This is a genomic window from Streptomyces griseus (genome assembly GCF_001715295.1).
In the GTDB taxonomy this organism is placed as follows: domain Bacteria; phylum Actinomycetota; class Actinomycetes; order Streptomycetales; family Streptomycetaceae; genus Streptomyces; species Streptomyces griseus_G.
In genome coordinates, this window is record NZ_MDKB01000003.1 from 25276 (window position 1) to 43505 (window position 18230).

The window sequence follows — 18230 nt, forward strand, 5'->3', positions numbered from 1 at the left end:
GGGCAGGCCTACGCGGACGCCGGCGGATACAGGGCCCGCGGCAGCCGCGAGGCCGCCGCTGCGTCCATCAGCCACAGCGTGCGGCTGCGGCCGTACGCCCCCGCCGCCGGCGCCTGGATCTCCCCGGCACCGGACAACGCGATCTCCGCCGCCTCCGCCTTGTCCTCACCGGCGGCCAGCAGCCACACCTCACGCGCCGCCCGGACCGCCGGCAGCGTGAGCGTGACCCGGGTGGGAGGCGGCTTGGGCGCGCCGTGCACCCCGACGACGGTGCGTTCGGTCTCCCGTACCGCCGGCAGTTCCGGGAAGAGCGACGCCACGTGGGTGTCCGGGCCGACGCCCAGCATCAGCACGTCGAACGCCGGCACGCCCCCGTGGTCCTCCGGGCCCGCCGCGGCGGCGAGCTCCGCCGCGTATCCCGCGGCGGCGGCATCCACGTCACCGGCGTACGGTCCGTCCGAGGCCGGCATCGCGTGCACCCGTGCCGGGTCCAGGTCCACCGCGTCGAGCAGTGCCGCGCGGGCCTGCGTGACGTTGCGCTCCGGGTCGCCCTCCGGCAGGAAGCGTTCGTCGCCCCACCACAGGTCGAGCCGCCGCCAGTCGATCGCGTCCCGCGCGGGCGAGGCGGCGAGCGCGGCCAGCAGACCGTTGCCGTTGCGCCCGCCCGTGAGCACCACCGAGGCGGAGCCGCGGGCGGACTGGGCGTCCACGATCTTCGTGACCAGCCGGGCCGCGACCGCCTCGGCCATCAGCTCCTTGTCGCGGTGGACGACGAGCTGGGGAGCACTCACTTGGGCGCCGCCTTCCTGGCCGCGGCCTTCTTGGCCGCGGGGGCCCCCGCACCGGCAGGCTCCGACGGCTTCTGACCGGAACCGACGGACGAGGCCTCCGCAGGGCCGCCGAGGCGCTCCACCCCGAACTTCACCGTGGACGCGTAGATGTTGTCCGGGTCCAGACGCCGCAGCTCCTCCGCGAGCAGCTCCGCGGTCTCCCGGCGCTTCAGCGCCACGGCACGGTCGGGCTGGCCCACCATGCAGAGCGTGGCGAGCGCACCGTCGGGCCGGTCCAGCACGATGTCGCCGTTCTTGGTCGCCATGCGGACGGCCGTCAGGCCGGGACCGCCGGACAGGGTGCGCTCCACCGGGACGCCCAGCCGGTCCGCGAGCCACATGGCCAGCAGTTCGCAGCTCGGGTTGTCGGACTCGCCCTCGACCTTGGCCGAGACGACCTGCGCGGGCTGCTGGTCGAGCGCCGCCGCCAGCATCGAGCGCCAGGGCGTGATGCGGGTCCAGGCCAGGTCCGTGTCACCCGGCTGGTACGTCGCCGCGCGCACCGCCAGCTCGTCGAGCGGGCGCTCGGCGGAGTAGGTGTCGGTGATCCGGCGCTGGGCGAGTGCGCCCAGGGGGTCCTTCGCCGGGTCGGCGGGCGCGTCCTCGGGCCACCACACCACCACCGGCGCGTCCGGCAGCAGCAGCGGCAGGACGACCGACTGGGCGTGGTTGGCCAGCTCACCGTGGAGGCGCAGCACGACGGTCTCGCCGGAGCCCGCGTCGGATCCGACGCGGATCTCCGCGTCGAGCCGTGCTTCGCGCCGTGCGCGCGGGGACCTGCTGGCCCGCTTGATCACCGCGATGATCCGGGACGGGTGCTCGCGGGACGAGTCGCTCGCCGCGCGGAGCGCGTCGTAGGCGTTCTCCTCGTCCGTGACGACGACGAGGGTGAGCACCATGCCGATGGCGGGCGTGCCGATGGACCGGCGCGCCGAGATGAGCGCCTGGTTGATCTTGCTGGACGTGGTTTCCGTGAGGTCGATCTTCATGGCCGGCGCCAGCTCCGTCCGTCGCGTGCGAGCATCTCGTCCGCCTCGGCCGGACCCCAGCTGCCGGCGGGGTACTGGGCGGGCTTGCCGTGCTTGTCCCAGTACTCCTCGATCGGGTCGAGGATGTTCCAGGAGAGCTCGACCTCCTGGTGGCGCGGGAAGAGGTTGGCGTCGCCGAGCAGGACGTCGAGGATGAGCCGCTCGTACGCCTCCGGGCTGGACTCCGTGAAGGACTCGCCGTACGCGAAGTCCATCGTGACGTCCCGTACCTCCATGGAGGTACCGGGCACCTTGGAGCCGAACCGCACCGTGACGCCCTCGTCCGGCTGCACCCGGATGACCAGGGCGTTGCCGCCCAGCTCCTCCGTCGCGCCGGACTCGAAGGGCAGGTAGGGGGCGCGCTTGAAGACGACGGCGATCTCCGTGACCCGCCGGCCGAGCCGCTTGCCCGTCCGGAGGTAGAACGGCACGCCCGCCCAGCGGCGGTTGTTGATCGTCAGCTTGATCGCCGCGAAGGTGTCGGTCTTCGACTTGGCGTCGATCCCCTCCTCCTCCAGGTACCCGAGGGCCTCCTCGCCGCCCTGCCACGCGTGCGTGTACTGGCCGCGGACCGTGTGCCTGCCGAGGTCCTCCGGCAGTTCCACGGCGGTGAGCACCTTGAGCTTCTCGGCGACCAGCGCCTTGGGGTGGAAGGAGCCGGGCTCCTCCATCGCCGTCAGCGCCAGCAGCTGGAGCAGGTGGTTCTGGATGACGTCACGCGCGGCGCCGATGCCGTCGTAGTAGCCGGCCCGGCCGCCGATGCCGATGTCCTCGGCCATCGTGATCTGGACGTGGTCGACGTACGACCTGTTCCAGATCGGCTCCCACATCGTGTTGGCGAAGCGCAGCGCCAGGATGTTCTGGACCGTCTCCTTGCCGAGGTAGTGGTCGATGCGGAAGACCTCGTTGGGCGGGAAGACGTCGTGCACGAGCTGGTTGAGCTCCTGCGCGCTCTCCAGGTCGTGGCCGAACGGCTTCTCGATGACCGCCCGTCGCCAGGAATTGTTCTTCTGGTCGGCCAGCCCGTGCTTCTTGAGCTGCTGGACGACCTTGGGGAAGAACTTCGGCGGCACGGAGAGGTAGAAGGCGAAGTTGCCGCCCGTGCCCTGTGCCTTGTCGAGCTCCTCGATCGTGGCCCGCAGGGTCTCGAACGCCACGTCGTCGTCGAAGTTGCCCTGGACGAAGCGCATGCCCTGGGCGAGCTGCTGCCAGACCTCCTCCCGGAAGGGCGTGCGCGAGTACTGCTTGACCGCGTCGTGGACGACCTGCGCGAAGTCCTCGTCCTCCCAGTCGCGGCGCGCGAAGCCGATGAGCGAGAAGCCCGGCGGCAGCAGGCCGCGATTGGCCAGGTCGTAGACAGCAGGCATCAGCTTTTTACGGGACAAATCGCCCGTGACGCCGAAAATCACCAGACCCGACGGCCCCGCGATACGCGGGAGCCGTCGGTCCTGGGCGTCACGGAGCGGGTTGGCTCCGGGAACACCAGACAAAGTGGTCAGCCCTCCGAAGGAGCGAGGCGCTTGAGCTCGGCCTCGGTCGAGTTGAGCAGGTCGTTCCAGGCCGCCTCGAACTTCTCGACGCCCTCGTCCTCCAGCAGCTGGACGACTTCGTCGTAGCTGACCCCGAGCTTCTTGATCAGCTCGAGGTCGGCGCGGGCCTGGTCGTAGCCGCCGGCGACGGTGTTGCCGGTGATGTCACCGTGGTCGGCCACGGCCTCCAGGGTCGCCTCCGGCATGGTGTTGACCGTGTTCGGGGCGACGAGGTCGTCGACGTACAGGGTGTCCTTGAGGGACGGGTCCTTGACGCCGGTGGAGGCCCACAGCGGACGCTGCTTGTTGGCGTGCGCCTTGTCCAGGGCCGCCCAGCGGTCGCCGGAGAAGACCTCCTCGTACGCCTCGTAGGCGAGACGCGCGTTGGCGACGGCCGACTTGCCCTTCGCGGCCTTGGCCTCGTCGCTGCCGACGGCGTCCAGCCGCTTGTCGATCTCGGTGTCCACCCGGGACACGAAGAACGAGGCCACCGAGTGGATCTTGGAGAGGTCCAGGCCCGCGGCCTTCGCCTTCTCCAGACCCGCCAGGTAGGCGTCCATGACCTCGCGGTAGCGCTCCAGCGAGAAGATCAGGGTCACGTTGACGCTGATGCCCCGCCCGATCGTCTCGGTGATCGCCGGCAGGCCGGCCTTGGTCGCCGGGATCTTGATGAGGGTGTTCGGCCGGTCCACCAGCCACGCCAGCTGCTTGGCCTCGGCGACCGTGGCCAGGGTGTCGTGGGCCAGGCGCGGGTCGACCTCGATGGAGACCCGGCCGTCCTGGCCGTCCGTCGCGTCGAAGACCGGACGCAGGATGTCGGCGGCGTCGCGGACATCCGCCGTGGTGATCATGCGAATGGCTTCCTCGACGGTGACCTTGCGGGCGGCGAGGTCCGTGAGCTGCTGCTCGTACCCGTCGCCGGCGGAGATCGCCTTCTGGAAGATCGACGGATTCGTCGTGACGCCCACGACGTGGCTCTGGTCGATCAGCTCGGCCAGGTTGCCGGACGTGATGCGCTTGCGCGACAGGTCGTCGAGCCAGATCGCCACGCCCTCGTCGGAGAGGCGCTTGAGTGCGTCTGTCATGAGAGTTGCATCTCCTACTAGTCGTATGACGGGGTCAGCGCGCGGCGGCGGCGAGAGATTCCCGCGCGGCCTCGGCCACATGCCCGGCGGTGAAGCCGAACTCACGGAAGAGGACCTTGGCGTCCGCCGAGGCGCCGAAGTGCTCCAGCGAGACGATCCGGCCCGCATCACCCACGTAGCGGTACCAGGTCAGGCCGATGCCCGCCTCGACGGCGACCCGGGCCTTCACGGACGGCGGCAGCACGCTGTCCTTGTACGCCTGGTCCTGCTCCTCGAACCACTCGACACACGGCATCGACACCACACGCGTCGGCACGCCGGCCGCCTGGAGCTCCTCGCGCGCCTCGACGGCGAGGTGGACCTCGGAGCCCGTGCCGATGAGGACGACCTGCGCCTCACCGCCCTCGGCGTCGAGGAGCACGTAGCCGCCCTTGGCCGCGTCGTCGTTCGCCGCGTAGGTGGGCACGCCCTGGCGGGTGAGCGCCAGACCGTGCGGGGCGCCCTTGCCGAACTCCTTGGTGTACCGGCGCATGACCTCGCGCCAGGCGATCGCCGTCTCGTTGGCGTCGGCGGGGCGGACGACGTTCAGGCCCGGGATGGCGCGCAGCGAGGCCAGGTGCTCGACCGGCTGGTGCGTCGGGCCGTCCTCGCCGAGGCCGATCGAGTCGTGCGTCCACACGTACGTCACGGGCAGGTGCATCAGCGCGGACAGCCGCACGGCGTTGCGCATGTAGTCGGAGAAGACCAGGAACGTGCCGCCGTAGACGCGGGTGTTGCCGTGCAGCGCGATGCCGTTCATGGCCGCGGCCATGGAGTGCTCGCGGATGCCGAAGTGGATCGTCCGGCCGTACGGGTCCGCCTCGGGCAGCGGGTTGCCGGCGGGGAGGAACGAGGACGTCTTGTCGATCGTGGTGTTGTTCGAACCCGCCAGGTCGGCGGAGCCGCCCCACAGCTCGGGTACCACGGCGCCGAGCGCCTGCAGGACCTTGCCGGAGGCCGCACGGGTGGCGACGGGGTGGCCGGCCTCGAAGACCGGGAGCGCGTCCTCCCAGCCCTCGGGCAGCTCGCCCGCGGCGATCCGGTCGAAGGTGGCGGCGCGCTCGGGGTTGGCCGTGCGCCACGCGGCGAAGGACTTGTTCCACTCCGCCTTGGTCTCGCGGCCGCGGTCCAGGGCCTCCCGGGTGTGCGCGATGACCTCGTCGGAGACCTCGAAGGTCTTCTCCGGGTCGAAGCCGAGCACCCGCTTGGTGGCCGCGATCTCGTCGTCGCCGAGCGCCGAGCCGTGAGCGGCCTCGGTGTTCTGGGCGTTCGGCGCGGGCCACGCGATGATCGAGCGCGCGGCGATGAAGGACGGCCGCTCCGTCTCGGCCTTGGCCGCCTGCAACGCGCGGTAGAGCCCCTCGGGGTCCAGGTCGCCGCTGGGCAGCTGGTCCACGCGCTGGACGTGCCAGCCGTAGGACTCGTACCGCTTCAGGGTGTCCTCGGAGACCGCGGTCTCCGTGTCGCCCTCGATCGAGATGTGGTTGTCGTCCCACAGGAGCACCAGGTTGCCGAGCTTCTGGTGACCGGCCAGCGAGGACGCCTCGGCCGAGATGCCCTCCTGGAGGCAGCCGTCACCGGCGATGACCCAGACCATGTGGTCGAACGGAGAGGTGCCGGGAGCCGCGTCCGGGTCGAACAGACCGCGCTCGTAGCGCGAGGCCATCGCCATGCCCACGGCGTTGGCGACACCCTGGCCCAGCGGGCCGGTCGTCGTCTCGACACCGGTGGTGTGGCCGTACTCCGGGTGCCCCGGGGTCTTGGAGCCCCAGGTGCGGAAGGCCTTCAGGTCGTCCAGCTCCAGGCCGTACCCCGCCAGGTAGAGCTGGATGTACAGCGTCAGGCTGGAGTGGCCCGCGGAGAGCACGAACCGGTCGCGGCCCGTCCAGTCGGCGTCCGCCGGGTCGTGGCGCATCACCTTCTGGAAGAGGGTGTACGCGGCAGGGGCCAGGCTCATCGCCGTACCCGGGTGGCCGTTTCCGACCTTCTGTACGGCGTCCGCGGCGAGGACGCGGACGGTGTCCACGGCCCGCTGGTCCAATTCGGTCCACTGGAGGTCTGTGGTGGTCGGCTTGGTGCTCACCCTGAGTCAGGGCTCCTCTCCACTGTCGTAAAGCCGGTGGCTGGTTACCGCACCGGGCATTGCCGAGCCTACCCCCGACGACACGCGGTACTTCTGCGCTTTCCACAGTGCGGGCGACCTGCGGAGTTCGCCTCCCGTATGAGCGCTCCCGTTCACTTCTGCGCCACCCCCAACACCCCCACCCCCGCGAAGAACGGCGTGGGCCCAACGTCTACAGTGGTCTGGTTCGCGCAAGTCTTCACGGGGCCTCAGGGTCCGGAGCTTGCTGGGATTTCTCTGTCAGGGGTGTGCGTGACGGCCGTCGAGTCCCGACCCGCGGGGGTCGCCTTGACTCCGAGCCCGGTGGGTCATCGCCCGTTCGGGGCCCGCGTCAAGGCATTCGTGGCGCTTACCAAGCCGCGCATCATCGAGCTGCTGCTGATCACCACCGTCCCGGTGATGTTCCTGGCCGCTCAGGGAGTGCCCGACCTGTGGCTCGTGGTCACCACCACGATCGGCGGATACCTCTCCGCCGGCGGTGCCAACGCGCTCAACATGTACATCGACCGGGACATCGACGCGCTGATGGACCGCACGTCGCAGCGGCCGCTCGTGACGGGCATGGTGTCCCCGCGGGAATGCCTGGCGTTCGGAATCTCCCTCGGCGTCATTTCCACGGTCTGGTTCGGACTGCTCGTCAACTGGCTATCGGCTGCTCTCGCTCTCGGCGCACTTCTGTTCTACGTCGTGATCTACACGATGCTGCTGAAGCGCCGTACCTCGCAGAACATCGTCTGGGGCGGAATCGCCGGCTGCATGCCCGTACTGATCGGCTGGTCCTCGGTGACCAATTCGATGTCGTGGGCCCCGGTCATTCTTTTCGCCGTCATGTTCTTCTGGACCCCGCCGCACTACTGGCCGCTCTCGATGAAGGTGAAGGACGACTACGCCCGGGTCGGCGTCCCGATGCTTCCGGTCGTCGCCTCCAACCGGGTGGTCGCCCGCCAGATCGTCCTCTACAGCTGGGTGATGGTGGCGGTCTCGCTGCTGCTGACGCCGCTGGGCTACACCGGGTGGTTCTACACCGCCGTCGCCCTGGTGGCCGGCGGCTTCTGGCTCTGGGAGGCCCACGGCCTGCAGAACCGGGCGAAGGCCGGGGTGACCGGCGCCAAGCTCAAGGAGATGCGGCTGTTCCACTGGTCCATCACCTACGTCTCGCTCCTCTTCGTCGCCGTCGCGGTGGACCCCTTCCTGAGGTAGTCCCGCACGCGTGGAGACTCCGCCGACGGGCGGGGACGTGGCCGATGCCACGCCCCCGCCCGTCGCCATGTGATCTACCCGTCGGTAGCATCCTGTTCATGGCAGAGACGGCAGAAACGGCAGAGTCCACGGCCCGGCAGGACGACGGCAGGAAGGCGGCCCGCGCGGAGCGCAGGGCGGCCAAGCTCGCCAGGGAGATCGGCGCGTTCAGCAAGGCGCACGGCGGCGCCGAGGGACAGCTCGCCCACCTCGGCCAGGTGGGCACCCGCATCGTCCTCGTCGGCGAGGACGGCCGTTGGGGCGACCTGGTCGCCCCCTCGTACGCGGTGGCGGAGAGCGCCGCCCGCAAGGCCGGCCTCACCCTGCACGAGACGTTCGACGGCGAGTTCGCCGCCAAGGTGCGCACCGGCCCCTACGAGTGGTCCCGCATGGCCGGCATCCAGGTGGGCGGCCCCTCCCAGGGCTGAACCCCTTCCCGCCGACACGGCAGAGGGCCTCCGTCACGTCCCGCCCGGGCGGTACGACGGAGGCCCTCTGCCGTGTCGGCGGGCCGTGCGGCCCCGTTCGTCAGGGGGTCGGCGCGTGCTCCGGCCTCGGCGCGGCCACCGGTGCGGGAACGGCCGCCTCCGCGACCGGGCGCTCCCGCAGCGACAGCAGCGCCCGCAGGACCGCGATCCAGACCAGGCACGACCCCAGCATGTGCAGACCCACCAGGATCTCCGGGGTGTCCAGGAAGTACTGCACGTAGCCGATCACGCCCTGGGCCAGCAGCACCCCGAAGAGCTCACCGGCCCGGCGACGCGGCCCGGCCGGGGCGTCCACGGCCTTCAGCACGAACCACAGCGCGATCGTCAGCGCCACCACGACCCAGGCCAGGTCGGCGTGCAGCTGGCTGATCAGCTTCCAGTCGAGCGGGATGCGGTGCACGTCGCTGGAGTCGCCCGCGTGCCGCCCCGAGCCCGTCACGACGGTTCCCACCGACACCAGCAGACCGGCGGCGACCACCAGGATCCAGGTGAGCTGGGCCACGGCCTTGCCGACGAGCGGCTTGGGCTCGGTGTCTCCCTCGCCCAGCCGGTTCCACATCAGCACCGCGAGCGTGAGCAGCGCGGTGGAGAGCAGGAAGTGCGCCGCGACGGTGTACGGGTTGAGCCCCACCAGGACGACGATCCCGCCCAGCACCGCGTTGCCCATGACGACCCAGAACTGCGCCCAGCCGAGCCGGGTGAGACTGCGCCTGCGGGGCTTTGCCGCACGAGTGGCGACGATCGCCCAGCCGACCGCCGCGCACAGCACGTACGTCAGCATCCGGTTGCCGAACTCGATGACGCCGTGCAGGCCCATCTCGCTGGTCGTGGTGAGGCTGTCGGCGGTGCACTTCGGCCAGGTGGGGCAGCCGAGGCCGGAGCCGGTCAGCCGTACGGCGCCGCCGGTCACGACGATGACCACGGCCATGACGATCGACGCCATGACGGCCCGGCGCACGGTCCGGGACGTCGGCGTCCACCGCTCGGCGATGTACTGGAGCGGGTTGCGGGCGGCTTGAGCGGCGTCGGCTCGGGTCAGCTTGGGCACGCGCACCATCGTAAGCGGCGGCTTGTGCACGCGTTCACGAGGGGGACGAGTGACGACGAAGCGTCACCGAGTGCCGCGGCGGCGTCACTCCCGGGGAAGGGCCGGGCCTTTCCGGGCAGGGCACGCGTCCTCCCGGGCGTCACTCCCAGCGGAAGAACCTGGCCGCCGCTCCGAGCCCGAGGACGGCCCATGCCGCCAGGATTCCCACGTCGCCCCACGGCAGGCCGGAGCCGTGTTGCAGCACGTCCCTGAGCCCGCCCGAGAGGGCCGAGACGGGCAGGAGCTCCAGGACGGACCGCGCCGCGTCCGGGAACCGGTCCAGGGGCACGACGACCCCGCCGCCCACCAGCAGCAGAAGGAAGACCAGGTTGGCCGCGGCCAGGGTCGCCTCGGCCTTCAGCGTCCCCGCCATCAGCAGCCCGAGACCGGAGAAGGCCACGGTCCCCAGCAGCAGGAGCAGCAGCACGGCCGCCGGGCTGCCCCCGGGCGACCAGCCGAGCGCGAGGGCGATCACCGTGAGCAGCGCGACCTGCAGTACCTCGGTGACCAGCACCGACAGCGTCTTCGCCGCCATCAGGCCCCAGCGTGGCAGCGGCGAGGCGCCCAGCCGCTTGAGGACCCCGTAGCGCCGCTCGAAGCCGGTCGCGATGGCCTGGCCGGTGAACGCCGTGGACATCACCGCGAGTGCCAGGACGCCCGGCGTCAGGAAGTCGACCGGCTCGTCCGTGCCCGTGTCGACGATGTCGACCGAGCTGAAGAGCACCAGGAGCAGGGTCGGGATGATCACCGTCAGCAGCAGCTGCTCCCCGTTGCGCAGCAGCATGCGGGTCTCCAGCGCGGCCTGCGCGGCGATCATGCGGGACAGCGGGGCGGCGCCGGGGCGGGGGGTGTACGTACCGGCGCTCATGCGCGCAGCTCCTTGCCGGTCAGTTCGAGGAAGACGTCCTCCAGGGTGTGCCGCTCCACCGCGATGCCGTCCGGCATCACGCCGTGCTGGGCGCACCAGGAGGTGACGGTGGCCAGCAGTTCGGGGTCGACACGCCCGGTGATGCGGTACGTGCCCGAGGTGAGCTCGGCCGCCGCGCTGCCGTCCGGCAGCGCCTTCAGCAGCGAGGCCAGGTCCAGGCCGGGGCGGCCGGTGAACCGCAGGGTGTTCTCCGCGCCGCCGCGGCGCAGCTGCTCGGGGCTGCCCTGGGCGATGACCCGGCCCGCGTCGATGACGGCGACGTCGTCGGCGAGCTCCTCCGCCTCGTCCATGAAGTGGGTGGTGAGGACGACGGAGACGCCGTCCGAGCGCAGCTCCCGGACCAGGTCCCAGGTGGACCGGCGGGCCTGCGGGTCGAGGCCCGCGGTCGGCTCGTCCAGGAAGAGCAGTTCGGGGCGGCCCACGACTGCCGTCGCCAGGGCCAGGCGCTGCTGCTGGCCGCCGGAGAGTCTGCGGTAGGGGGTGCGTCCGCAGCTGCCGAGGCCGAGGCGCTCGATCAGCGCGTCGACGTCCAGCGGGTGGGCGTGCAGCTTCGCCATGTGGCGCAGCATCTCGTCGGCGCGCGCGCCGGAGTAGACGCCGCCGGACTGCAGCATGACGCCGATGCGGGGGCGGAGATCGGCCGCGTCGGCGACGGGGTCCAGGCCCAGGACCCGCACCGTCCCCCCGTCCGGACGGCGGTACCCCTCGCAGGTCTCGATGGTGGTGGTCTTGCCGGCGCCGTTGGGCCCCAGGACCGCGGTGACCGCGCCCGCCGGGACGTCCAGGTCGAGGCCGTCCACCGCGGTCTTCGTGCCGTACCGCTTGACCAGGCCGGTCACCTGTACGACCTGCCTGCCGGGCTCGCTGCTCATGGCGGGCAAGTCTAAGGGCTGTCCCGCACTTTCCGGCGGGCGCGCGACGACAGCTACGGCACCTCGCCGCGTTGTCGGAACGTCCACATACATCCAGTATGCGGACGTTCCTCCGCCTTGCGATGCCCCGCATCCGACGCCGCACGCTGATCCACCGGGAAGTGCGGGACAGCCCTTGGGCGGGGGGTGCCGCCTTCCGCGCGGAGGGCGGCTCCCGGCGCGACGGCCGGGGCAGCCCTTTCCTGCCGGCGCGCCGCCCGGTCCCCGTTTCCGCAGGTCAACTTAGGTCTGCCTAAGTGATGAACCGCACCACGCCCGGTCAGGGGGTGGGTTGTCACGTTCGAAGGAATTACGCAACAATGGCGTTGTGAAATACGCGGGCGAGGCTCCCCAGGAGGAACTCGCGACCGGTGAGCGCTCGACGCGCAACAGGGTCGCGCGATCCATCCTGGACCACGGCCCCTCCACCGCGGCCGACCTGGCCGCGCGCGTCGGACTGACCCAGGCCGCCGTACGCCGCCATCTCGACGCACTCGTCTCCGACGGCGTCGTCGAGGCCCGTGAGCAGCGGGTGTACGGCGCGCGGACCCGCGGGCGGCCGGCCAAGGTGTTCGCCCTGACCGACTGCGGCCGGGACGCCTTCGACCAGTCCTACGACAAGCTCGCCGCCGACGCCCTGCGCTGGATCGCCGAGACGGCGGGGGACGAGGCGGTCGCTGCGTTCGCCCGCGCCCGGATGGCCGCCCAGTCGGAGGCCTACCGCGCGGCGGTCGAGGCCGCCGACCCCGAGGCGCGCACCGAGGCGCTGGCCAAGGCCCTCTCGGCCGACGGGTACGCTGCGACGGCGCGCAGCGCGCCGGCGCCGCAGCAAGGTGAGCAGTTGTGCCAGCACCACTGCCCGGTCGCGCACGTCGCCGAGCAGTTCCCGCAGCTGTGCGAGGCGGAGACGGAATTCTTCTCCAGCCTGCTCGGGACCCACGTCCAGCGTCTCGCCACCCTCGCCCACGGCGACGGCGTGTGCACGACGTTCGTCCCGCGCGGCGGCCCCGCAGCACCCCAGGCTTCACAGACCACCCATTCAGCATCTGCAAGCACGGCCGGGAGGAACCCCGCATGACGCTCCCCACGGAGACTGCCCACCCTGAGCTCGAGGGTCTGGGCACGTACGAATTCGGCTGGGCCGACTCCGACGCGGCAGGCGCGGCGGCGAAGCGCGGCCTGTCCGAAGCTGTCGTCCGCGACATCTCGGAGAAGAAGAACGAGCCCGAGTGGATGCTCAAGCTGCGTCTCAAGGGCCTGAAGCTGTTCGGCAAGAAGCCCATGCCGAACTGGGGCTCCGACCTCTCGGGCATCGACTTCGACAACATCAAGTACTTCGTGCGTTCCACGGAGAAGCAGGCGGAGTCCTGGGAGGACCTGCCCGAGGACATCAAGAACACGTACGACAAGCTCGGTATCCCGGAGGCGGAGAAGCAGCGCCTGGTCGCCGGTGTCGCCGCGCAGTACGAGTCCGAGGTGGTCTACCACCAGATCAACGAGGAGCTCGAGGCGCAGGGTGTCATCTTCATGGACACCGACACGGCGCTGAAGGAGCACCCGGAGCTCTTCAAGGAGTACTTCGGCACCGTCATCCCCGTGGGCGACAACAAGTTCGCCTCGCTGAACTCGGCCGTCTGGTCCGGTGGCTCGTTCATCTACGTGCCGAAGGGCGTGCACGTGGAGATCCCGCTCCAGGCCTACTTCCGCATCAACACGGAGAACATGGGCCAGTTCGAGCGGACGCTGATCATCGTCGACGAGGACGCCTACGTCCACTACGTCGAGGGCTGCACCGCGCCGATCTACTCCTCGGACTCCCTGCACTCCGCGGTCGTCGAGATCATCGTGAAGAAGGGCGGCCGCTGCCGCTACACGACCATCCAGAACTGGTCGAACAACGTCTACAACCTCGTCACCAAGCGTGCCGTGGCGTACGAGGGCGCGACCATGGAGTGGGTCGACGGCAACATCGGCTCCAAGGTCACCATGAAGTACCCGGCCGTGTACCTCATGGGCGAGCACGCCAAGGGTGAGACGCTGTCCATCGCCTTCGCGGGCGAGGGCCAGCACCAGGACGCCGGCGCCAAGATGGTCCACATGGCCCCGAACACCTCCTCCAACATCGTCTCCAAGTCGGTGGCGCGAGGCGGTGGCCGCACCTCCTACCGCGGCCTGATCGAGATCGGCGAGGGCGCACCGGGCGCGAAGTCCAACGTGCTCTGCGACGCGCTCCTGGTCGACACGATCTCCCGCTCGGACACGTACCCGTACGTCGACGTCCGCGAGGACGACGTGTCGATGGGCCACGAGGCGACCGTCTCCAAGGTCTCCGAGGACCAGCTCTTCTACCTCATGAGCCGCGGACTCACCGAGTTCGAGGCCATGGCGATGATCGTGCGCGGCTTCGTCGAGCCGATCGCGAAGGAGCTGCCCATGGAGTACGCCCTGGAGCTCAACCGGCTGATCGAGCTGCAGATGGAGGGCTCGGTCGGCTAGCACGCCCGCCGACCGCGTCCCGAAGAGTTCTTGACTGAGAAAGCGAGCACTACGACAGCCATGGCTGAGGCTCAGAACATCCCTGCGGGCTCCACCACCGCCGGGTCCATCGCGGTGGCCGCCGAGTCGACCGTCGCCACGCGCATGAGCGCCCCCCCGTCCTTCGACGTCGCGGACTTCCCGGTCCCGCACGGCCGTGAGGAGGAGTGGCGGTTCACGCCGCTGGACCGGCTGCGCGGACTGCACGACGGCACCGCCGTCGCCACCGGTGACGGCGTGAAGGTCGTCGTCGAGGCGCCCGCGGGTGTCACGGTGGAGACCGTGGGCCGCGACGACGCGCGCCTGGGCAGGGCCGGTGCTCCCGTGGACCGGGTCGCCGCCCAGGCGTACTCCTCCTTCCGGCAGGCCTCGGTCGTCACCGTCGCCAAGGAGGCCGTGCTCACCGAGCCGGTCCGCATCGCCGTGCACGGCCAGGGCGGTGTCGCCTACGGCCACCAGGTCGTCGAGCTGGGAGCCTTCGCCGAGGCCGTCGTCGTCATCGACCACACCGGCGACGCGGTGCTCGCCGCCAACGTCGAGTACATCCTGGGCGACGGTGCGAAGCTGACCGTCGTCTCCGTCCAGGACTGGGACGAGGACGCCGTCCACGTCGGTCAGCACAACGCGCTGGTCGGCCGGGACGCCTCCTTCAAGTCCGTCGTCGTCACCTTCGGCGGCGACCTGGTCCGCCTCCACCCCCGGGTCGCCTACGCCGGCCCCGGCGGAGAGGCCGAGCTCTTCGGTCTGTACTTCACCGACCGGAACCAGCACCAGGAGCACCGCCTCCTGGTCGACCACAACACCCCGCACTGCAAGTCCAACGTGGCCTACAAGGGCGCGCTGCAGGGCGACGGCGCACACGCCGTCTGGATCGGCGACGTCCTCATCCAGGCCGCTGCCGAGGGCACCGACACCTACGAGATGAACCGCAACCTGGTTCTGACCGACGGTGCCCGGGTCGACTCCGTGCCCAACCTGGAGATCGAGACCGGCGAGATCGTCGGCGCGGGCCACGCCTCGGCGACCGGCCGCTTCGACGACGAGCAGCTGTTCTACCTCCAGTCCCGCGGTATCCCGGCCGAGGAGGCCCGCCGGCTCGTCGTGCGCGGCTTCTTCGCCGAACTGGTCCAGCAGATCGGTCTGCCCGACGTCGAAGCCCGTCTCCTCGACAAGATCGAGGCCGAGCTGGAGGCGTCGGTCTGATGGCCTTCGTCCGAGCCTGTGCGCTGAGCGAGCTGGAGGACGGCACCCCCCTGCGGGCGGAGATCGACGGTACGCCGGTCTCCGTCGTCCGCACCGAGGGCGAGGTGTTCGCCATCAACGACATCTGCTCGCATGCGAACGTGTCGCTGTCGGAGGGCGAGGTGGAGGACTGCATGATCGAGTGCTGGCTGCACGGCTCGAGCTTCGACCTGCGCACCGGCAAGCCGTCCGGCCTTCCCGCGACGCGCCCCGTCCCCGTATACCCCGTAAAGATCGAAGGGGACGATGTGCTCGTCTCCGTCACCCAGGAGTCCTGAGTCACCCATGGCAACGCTTGAAATCCGCGACCTGCACGTCTCCGTCGAGGCCGACAACGCCACGAAGGAGATCCTCAAGGGCGTCGACCTGACCGTGAAGCAGGGCGAGACCCACGCCATCATGGGCCCGAACGGGTCCGGCAAGTCCACCCTCGCCTACTCGCTCGCGGGTCACCCCAAGTACACGATCACGAGTGGCACGGTGACCCTGGACGGCGAGGACGTCCTGGAGATGTCCGTCGACGAGCGGGCCCGCGCCGGCCTGTTCCTCGCCATGCAGTACCCGGTCGAGATCCCCGGTGTCTCGGTCTCCAACTTCCTGCGCACCTCCGCCACCGCCGTCCGCGGCGAGGCCCCCAAGCTGCGCACGTGGGTGAAGGAGGTCAAGGAGACGATGGCCGGCCTCCAGATGGACCCCGCGTTCGCCGAGCGCAACGTCAACGAGGGCTTCTCCGGCGGTGAGAAGAAGCGCCACGAGATCCTTCAGCTGGAGCTCCTCAAGCCGAAGGTCGCCATCCTCGACGAGACCGACTCCGGCCTGGACGTCGACGCCCTGCGCATCGTTTCCGAGGGCGTCAACCGGGTCCGCGAGAGCGGCGAGGTCGGCACCCTCCTGATCACGCACTACACGCGGATCCTCCGCTACATCAAGCCCGACTTCGTCCACGTCTTCGCCAACGGCCGCATCGCCGAGTCCGGTGGCGCCGAACTGGCCGACAAGCTGGAGAACGAGGGCTACGAGGCGTACGTGAAGGGTGGCGCCGCGAGCGGAGCGAACTCAGGAGGGGCAGCCGCGTGACTGACGCCCGACAGGGGCTCTCCGGCCTCCTCGACACCGAGGCGATCCGCAAGGACTTCCCGATCCTGGACCGCACGGTCCACGACGGCAAGAAGATCGTTTACCTGGACAGCGCGGCGACCTCGCAGAAGCCGCGCCAGGTCCTCGACGCGCTCAACGAGTACTACGAGCGGCACAACGCCAACGTCCACCGCGGCGTGTACACGATCGCGGAGGAGGCCACCGCGCTGTACGAGGGCGCTCGCGACAAGGTCGCTGCCTTCATCAACGCTCCCAGCCGCAACGAGGTGATCTTCACCAAGAACGCCTCGGAGTCGCTCAACCTCGTGGCCAACATGCTCGGCTGGGCCGACGAGCCCTATCGGGTCGACAGTGACACCGAGATCGTCACCACCGAGATGGAGCACCACTCCAACATCGTGCCGTGGCAGCTGCTCGCGCAGCGCACGGGCGCGAAGCTGAAGTGGTTCGGCATCACGGACGAGGGCCGCCTCGACCTGTCGAACATCGACGAGATCATCACGGAGAAGACGAAGATCGTCTCCTTCACGCTGGTCTCCAACATCATGGGTACCCACAACCCGGTCGAGAAGATCATCCGGCGTGCCCAGCAGGTCGGCGCCCTGGTCTGCATCGACGCCTCGCAGGCAGCCCCGCACATGGTGCTCGACGTGCAGGCGCTGCAGGCCGACTTCGTGGCCTTCACCGGCCACAAGATGGTCGGTCCGACGGGCATCGGCGTGCTCTGGGGGCGGCAGGAACTCCTCGAGGACCTGCCGCCGTTCCTCGGCGGCGGCGAGATGATCGAGACCGTGTCGATGCACTCCTCGACGTACGCGCCCGCGCCGCACAAGTTCGAGGCCGGTACGCCCCCGATCGCGCAGGCCGTCGGCCTCGGCGCGGCCGTGGACTACCTCTCGGCCATCGGCATGGAGAACATCCACCGTCACGAGCAGGCCATCACCGCGTACGCGGTGAAGCGGCTCCTGGAGGTCCCCGACCTGCGGATCATCGGCCCGGCGACGGCCGAGGACCGTGGGGCGACGATCTCCTTCACGCTCGGTGACATCCACCCGCACGACGTCGGCCAGGTCCTGGACGAACTGGGCATCGCCGTCCGCGTCGGACACCACTGCGCCCGCCCGGTCTGCCTGAGGTACGGAATTCCTGCGACGACGCGAGCGTCGTTCTATCTGTACTCCACGCCCGCCGAGGTCGATGCCCTGGTGGACGGCCTGGAGCACGTGCGTAACTTTTTCGGTTGATCGGAACAGTGGCTGAGGTTGACTGGTGAAGCTTGACTCCATGTACCAGGAAGTGATCCTGGACCACTACAAGCACCCCCACGGGCGTGGCCTGCGGGACGGTGACGCCGAGGTGCACCACGTCAACCCGACGTGCGGCGACGAGATCACGCTCCGCGTGAAGTACGACGGCGAGACCATCGCCGACGTCAGTTACGAGGGCCAGGGCTGCTCCATCAGCCAGGCCAGCGCGTCCGTGCTCAACGATCTGCTGGTCGGCAAGGAGCTCGGCGAGGCGCGGAAGATCCAGGAGACCTTCCTGGAACTGATGCAGTCCAAGGGTCAGCTGGAGCCGGACGACGCGATGGAGGAGGTGCTGGAGGACGCGGTCGCGTTCGCCGGCGTCTCCAAGTACCCGGCCCGGGTCAAGTGCGCGCTGCTGAGCTGGATGGCGTGGAAGGACGCGACGGCGCAGGCGCTGTCCGAAGGGAAGACGGCATGAGCGACAACGAGACTCTCACCATCAAGCCGGCCTCCGAGGAGGAGGTCCGCGAGGCGCTGTACGACGTGGTCGACCCCGAGCTGGGGATCGACGTCGTCAATCTGGGCCTGATCTACGGCATCCACATCGACGACGCCAACATCGCCACCCTCGACATGACCCTCACGTCCGCGGCCTGTCCGCTGACCGACGTCATCGAGGACCAGGCGAAGTCCGCGACCGACGGCATCGTCAACGAGCTCCGGATCAACTGGGTCTGGATGCCGCCGTGGGGCCCCGACAAGATCACCGACGACGGCCGCGAGCAGCTTCGCGCGCTGGGCTTCAACGTCTGAGTCATCCGT

General features: G+C 70.0%; 18 protein-coding genes. 10 read left to right on the top strand and 8 right to left on the bottom strand.

Annotated features, from left to right (window positions below; translation table 11 throughout):
* Window positions 1-8: 8 nt before the first annotated feature.
* The 5 genes from pgl to tkt are packed head-to-tail and all read right to left on the bottom strand — an operon-like array spanning window position 9 to window position 6594.
* Entirely contained in the window at window positions 9-791 is a 783-nt protein-coding gene (gene pgl, locus BA175_RS16410) for a 6-phosphogluconolactonase (RefSeq protein WP_069172173.1), read from the bottom strand.
* A complete protein-coding gene (gene opcA, locus BA175_RS16415; protein ID WP_069172174.1) occupies window positions 788-1819 on the bottom strand; it encodes a glucose-6-phosphate dehydrogenase assembly protein OpcA in 1032 nt (343 codons plus the stop codon). Before opcA ends, pgl begins: the two co-directional genes overlap by 4 nt.
* Window positions 1816-3348: a glucose-6-phosphate dehydrogenase gene (zwf, locus tag BA175_RS16420; protein WP_069172175.1), complete on the bottom strand. Its 1533-nt coding sequence runs from the start codon at window positions 3346-3348 to the stop codon at window positions 1816-1818. Before zwf ends, opcA begins: the two co-directional genes overlap by 4 nt.
* Window positions 3349-3353: 5 nt before the next feature.
* Complete coding sequence (gene tal / locus BA175_RS16425) at window positions 3354-4472, bottom strand: transaldolase (protein WP_069172176.1); 1119 nt, start codon at window positions 4470-4472, stop codon at window positions 3354-3356.
* A gap of 34 nt (window positions 4473-4506) precedes the next feature.
* The gene (gene tkt / locus BA175_RS16430; RefSeq protein WP_069172177.1) at window positions 4507-6594 is read right to left on the bottom strand and encodes a transketolase; all 2088 of its coding nucleotides are present in this window, start codon (window positions 6592-6594) and stop codon (window positions 4507-4509) included.
* A 285-nt stretch (window positions 6595-6879) separates the two neighbouring features.
* Between tkt and BA175_RS16435 the strand changes: the two genes are divergently transcribed.
* Together BA175_RS16435 and BA175_RS16440 are read left to right on the top strand one after the other, a co-directional pair.
* The gene (locus BA175_RS16435; RefSeq protein ID WP_069172178.1) at window positions 6880-7833 is read left to right on the top strand and encodes a heme o synthase; all 954 of its coding nucleotides are present in this window, start codon (window positions 6880-6882) and stop codon (window positions 7831-7833) included.
* Window positions 7834-7931: 98 nt separating this feature from the next.
* Window positions 7932-8300, top strand: coding sequence for a hypothetical protein (locus tag BA175_RS16440; protein WP_069172179.1), 369 nt, complete (start codon window positions 7932-7934; stop codon window positions 8298-8300).
* 100 nt (window positions 8301-8400) lie between these two features.
* Here the strand turns inward: BA175_RS16440 and BA175_RS16445 are convergent, their stop codons facing one another.
* The 3 genes from BA175_RS16445 to BA175_RS16455 all read right to left on the bottom strand — a co-directional run bounded on the left by BA175_RS16445 (window position 8401) and on the right by BA175_RS16455 (window position 11247).
* Complete coding sequence (locus BA175_RS16445) at window positions 8401-9417, bottom strand: COX15/CtaA family protein (RefSeq protein ID WP_069172180.1); 1017 nt, start codon at window positions 9415-9417, stop codon at window positions 8401-8403.
* 130 nt (window positions 9418-9547) lie between these two features.
* Window positions 9548-10315: an ABC transporter permease gene (locus BA175_RS16450; protein ID WP_069172181.1), complete on the bottom strand. Its 768-nt coding sequence runs from the start codon at window positions 10313-10315 to the stop codon at window positions 9548-9550.
* Window positions 10312-11247 (bottom strand): ABC transporter ATP-binding protein, encoded by a 936-nt coding sequence (locus BA175_RS16455; RefSeq protein WP_069172182.1) that lies wholly within the window; start codon window positions 11245-11247, stop codon window positions 10312-10314. Before BA175_RS16455 ends, BA175_RS16450 begins: the two co-directional genes overlap by 4 nt.
* Before the next feature lie 367 nt (window positions 11248-11614).
* On the opposite strand from BA175_RS16455, the gene BA175_RS16460 reads away from it, so the two are divergent.
* From BA175_RS16460 to BA175_RS16495, 8 genes are read left to right on the top strand one after another with little or no spacing between them, the layout of a single operon-like run.
* Window positions 11615-12364, top strand: a complete 750-nt coding sequence (locus tag BA175_RS16460; RefSeq protein ID WP_069172183.1) for a helix-turn-helix transcriptional regulator — start codon at window positions 11615-11617, stop codon at window positions 12362-12364.
* A complete protein-coding gene (gene sufB / locus BA175_RS16465) occupies window positions 12361-13782 on the top strand; it encodes a Fe-S cluster assembly protein SufB (RefSeq protein ID WP_069172184.1) in 1422 nt (473 codons plus the stop codon). The genes BA175_RS16460 and sufB overlap by 4 nt, the downstream gene beginning before the upstream one ends.
* 60 nt (window positions 13783-13842) lie before the next feature.
* Window positions 13843-15024, top strand: a complete 1182-nt coding sequence (sufD, locus tag BA175_RS16470) for a Fe-S cluster assembly protein SufD (protein ID WP_069172185.1) — start codon at window positions 13843-13845, stop codon at window positions 15022-15024.
* Window positions 15024-15341, top strand: a complete 318-nt coding sequence (locus tag BA175_RS16475; RefSeq protein ID WP_069172186.1) for a bifunctional 3-phenylpropionate/cinnamic acid dioxygenase ferredoxin subunit — start codon at window positions 15024-15026, stop codon at window positions 15339-15341. Before sufD ends, BA175_RS16475 begins: the two co-directional genes overlap by 1 nt.
* A 7-nt stretch (window positions 15342-15348) precedes the next feature.
* On the top strand, window positions 15349-16140 hold the full coding sequence (gene sufC / locus BA175_RS16480) for a Fe-S cluster assembly ATPase SufC (protein WP_069172187.1): 792 nt from the start codon (window positions 15349-15351) through the stop codon (window positions 16138-16140).
* Window positions 16137-17405 (top strand): cysteine desulfurase, encoded by a 1269-nt coding sequence (locus BA175_RS16485; RefSeq protein WP_069172188.1) that lies wholly within the window; start codon window positions 16137-16139, stop codon window positions 17403-17405. Before sufC ends, BA175_RS16485 begins: the two co-directional genes overlap by 4 nt.
* 25 nt (window positions 17406-17430) lie before the next feature.
* Window positions 17431-17886 (top strand): Fe-S cluster assembly sulfur transfer protein SufU, encoded by a 456-nt coding sequence (sufU, locus tag BA175_RS16490; RefSeq protein ID WP_302622495.1) that lies wholly within the window; start codon window positions 17431-17433, stop codon window positions 17884-17886.
* Window positions 17883-18221 (top strand): metal-sulfur cluster assembly factor, encoded by a 339-nt coding sequence (locus BA175_RS16495; RefSeq protein WP_069172189.1) that lies wholly within the window; start codon window positions 17883-17885, stop codon window positions 18219-18221. The genes sufU and BA175_RS16495 overlap by 4 nt, the downstream gene beginning before the upstream one ends.
* Window positions 18222-18230 lie beyond the last annotated feature (9 nt).

Excerpts from the sequence above, each read along its gene's own strand:
- opcA (WP_069172174.1), bottom strand. The coding sequence starts at position 1,819 with ATGAAGATCGACCTCACGGAAACCACGTCCAGCAAGATCAACCAGGCG.
- tal (WP_069172176.1), bottom strand. The coding sequence starts at position 4,472 with ATGACAGACGCACTCAAGCGCCTCTCCGACGAGGGCGTGGCGATCTGG.
- BA175_RS16440 (WP_069172179.1), top strand. The coding sequence starts at position 7,932 with ATGGCAGAGACGGCAGAAACGGCAGAGTCCACGGCCCGGCAGGACGAC.
- BA175_RS16445 (WP_069172180.1), bottom strand. The coding sequence starts at position 9,417 with ATGGTGCGCGTGCCCAAGCTGACCCGAGCCGACGCCGCTCAAGCCGCC.
- BA175_RS16450 (WP_069172181.1), bottom strand. The coding sequence starts at position 10,315 with ATGAGCGCCGGTACGTACACCCCCCGCCCCGGCGCCGCCCCGCTGTCC.
- BA175_RS16455 (WP_069172182.1), bottom strand. The coding sequence starts at position 11,247 with ATGAGCAGCGAGCCCGGCAGGCAGGTCGTACAGGTGACCGGCCTGGTC.
- sufB (WP_069172184.1), top strand. The coding sequence starts at position 12,361 with ATGACGCTCCCCACGGAGACTGCCCACCCTGAGCTCGAGGGTCTGGGC.
- sufD (WP_069172185.1), top strand. The coding sequence starts at position 13,843 with ATGGCTGAGGCTCAGAACATCCCTGCGGGCTCCACCACCGCCGGGTCC.
- BA175_RS16475 (WP_069172186.1), top strand. The coding sequence starts at position 15,024 with ATGGCCTTCGTCCGAGCCTGTGCGCTGAGCGAGCTGGAGGACGGCACC.
- sufC (WP_069172187.1), top strand. The coding sequence starts at position 15,349 with ATGGCAACGCTTGAAATCCGCGACCTGCACGTCTCCGTCGAGGCCGAC.
- BA175_RS16495 (WP_069172189.1), top strand. The coding sequence starts at position 17,883 with ATGAGCGACAACGAGACTCTCACCATCAAGCCGGCCTCCGAGGAGGAG.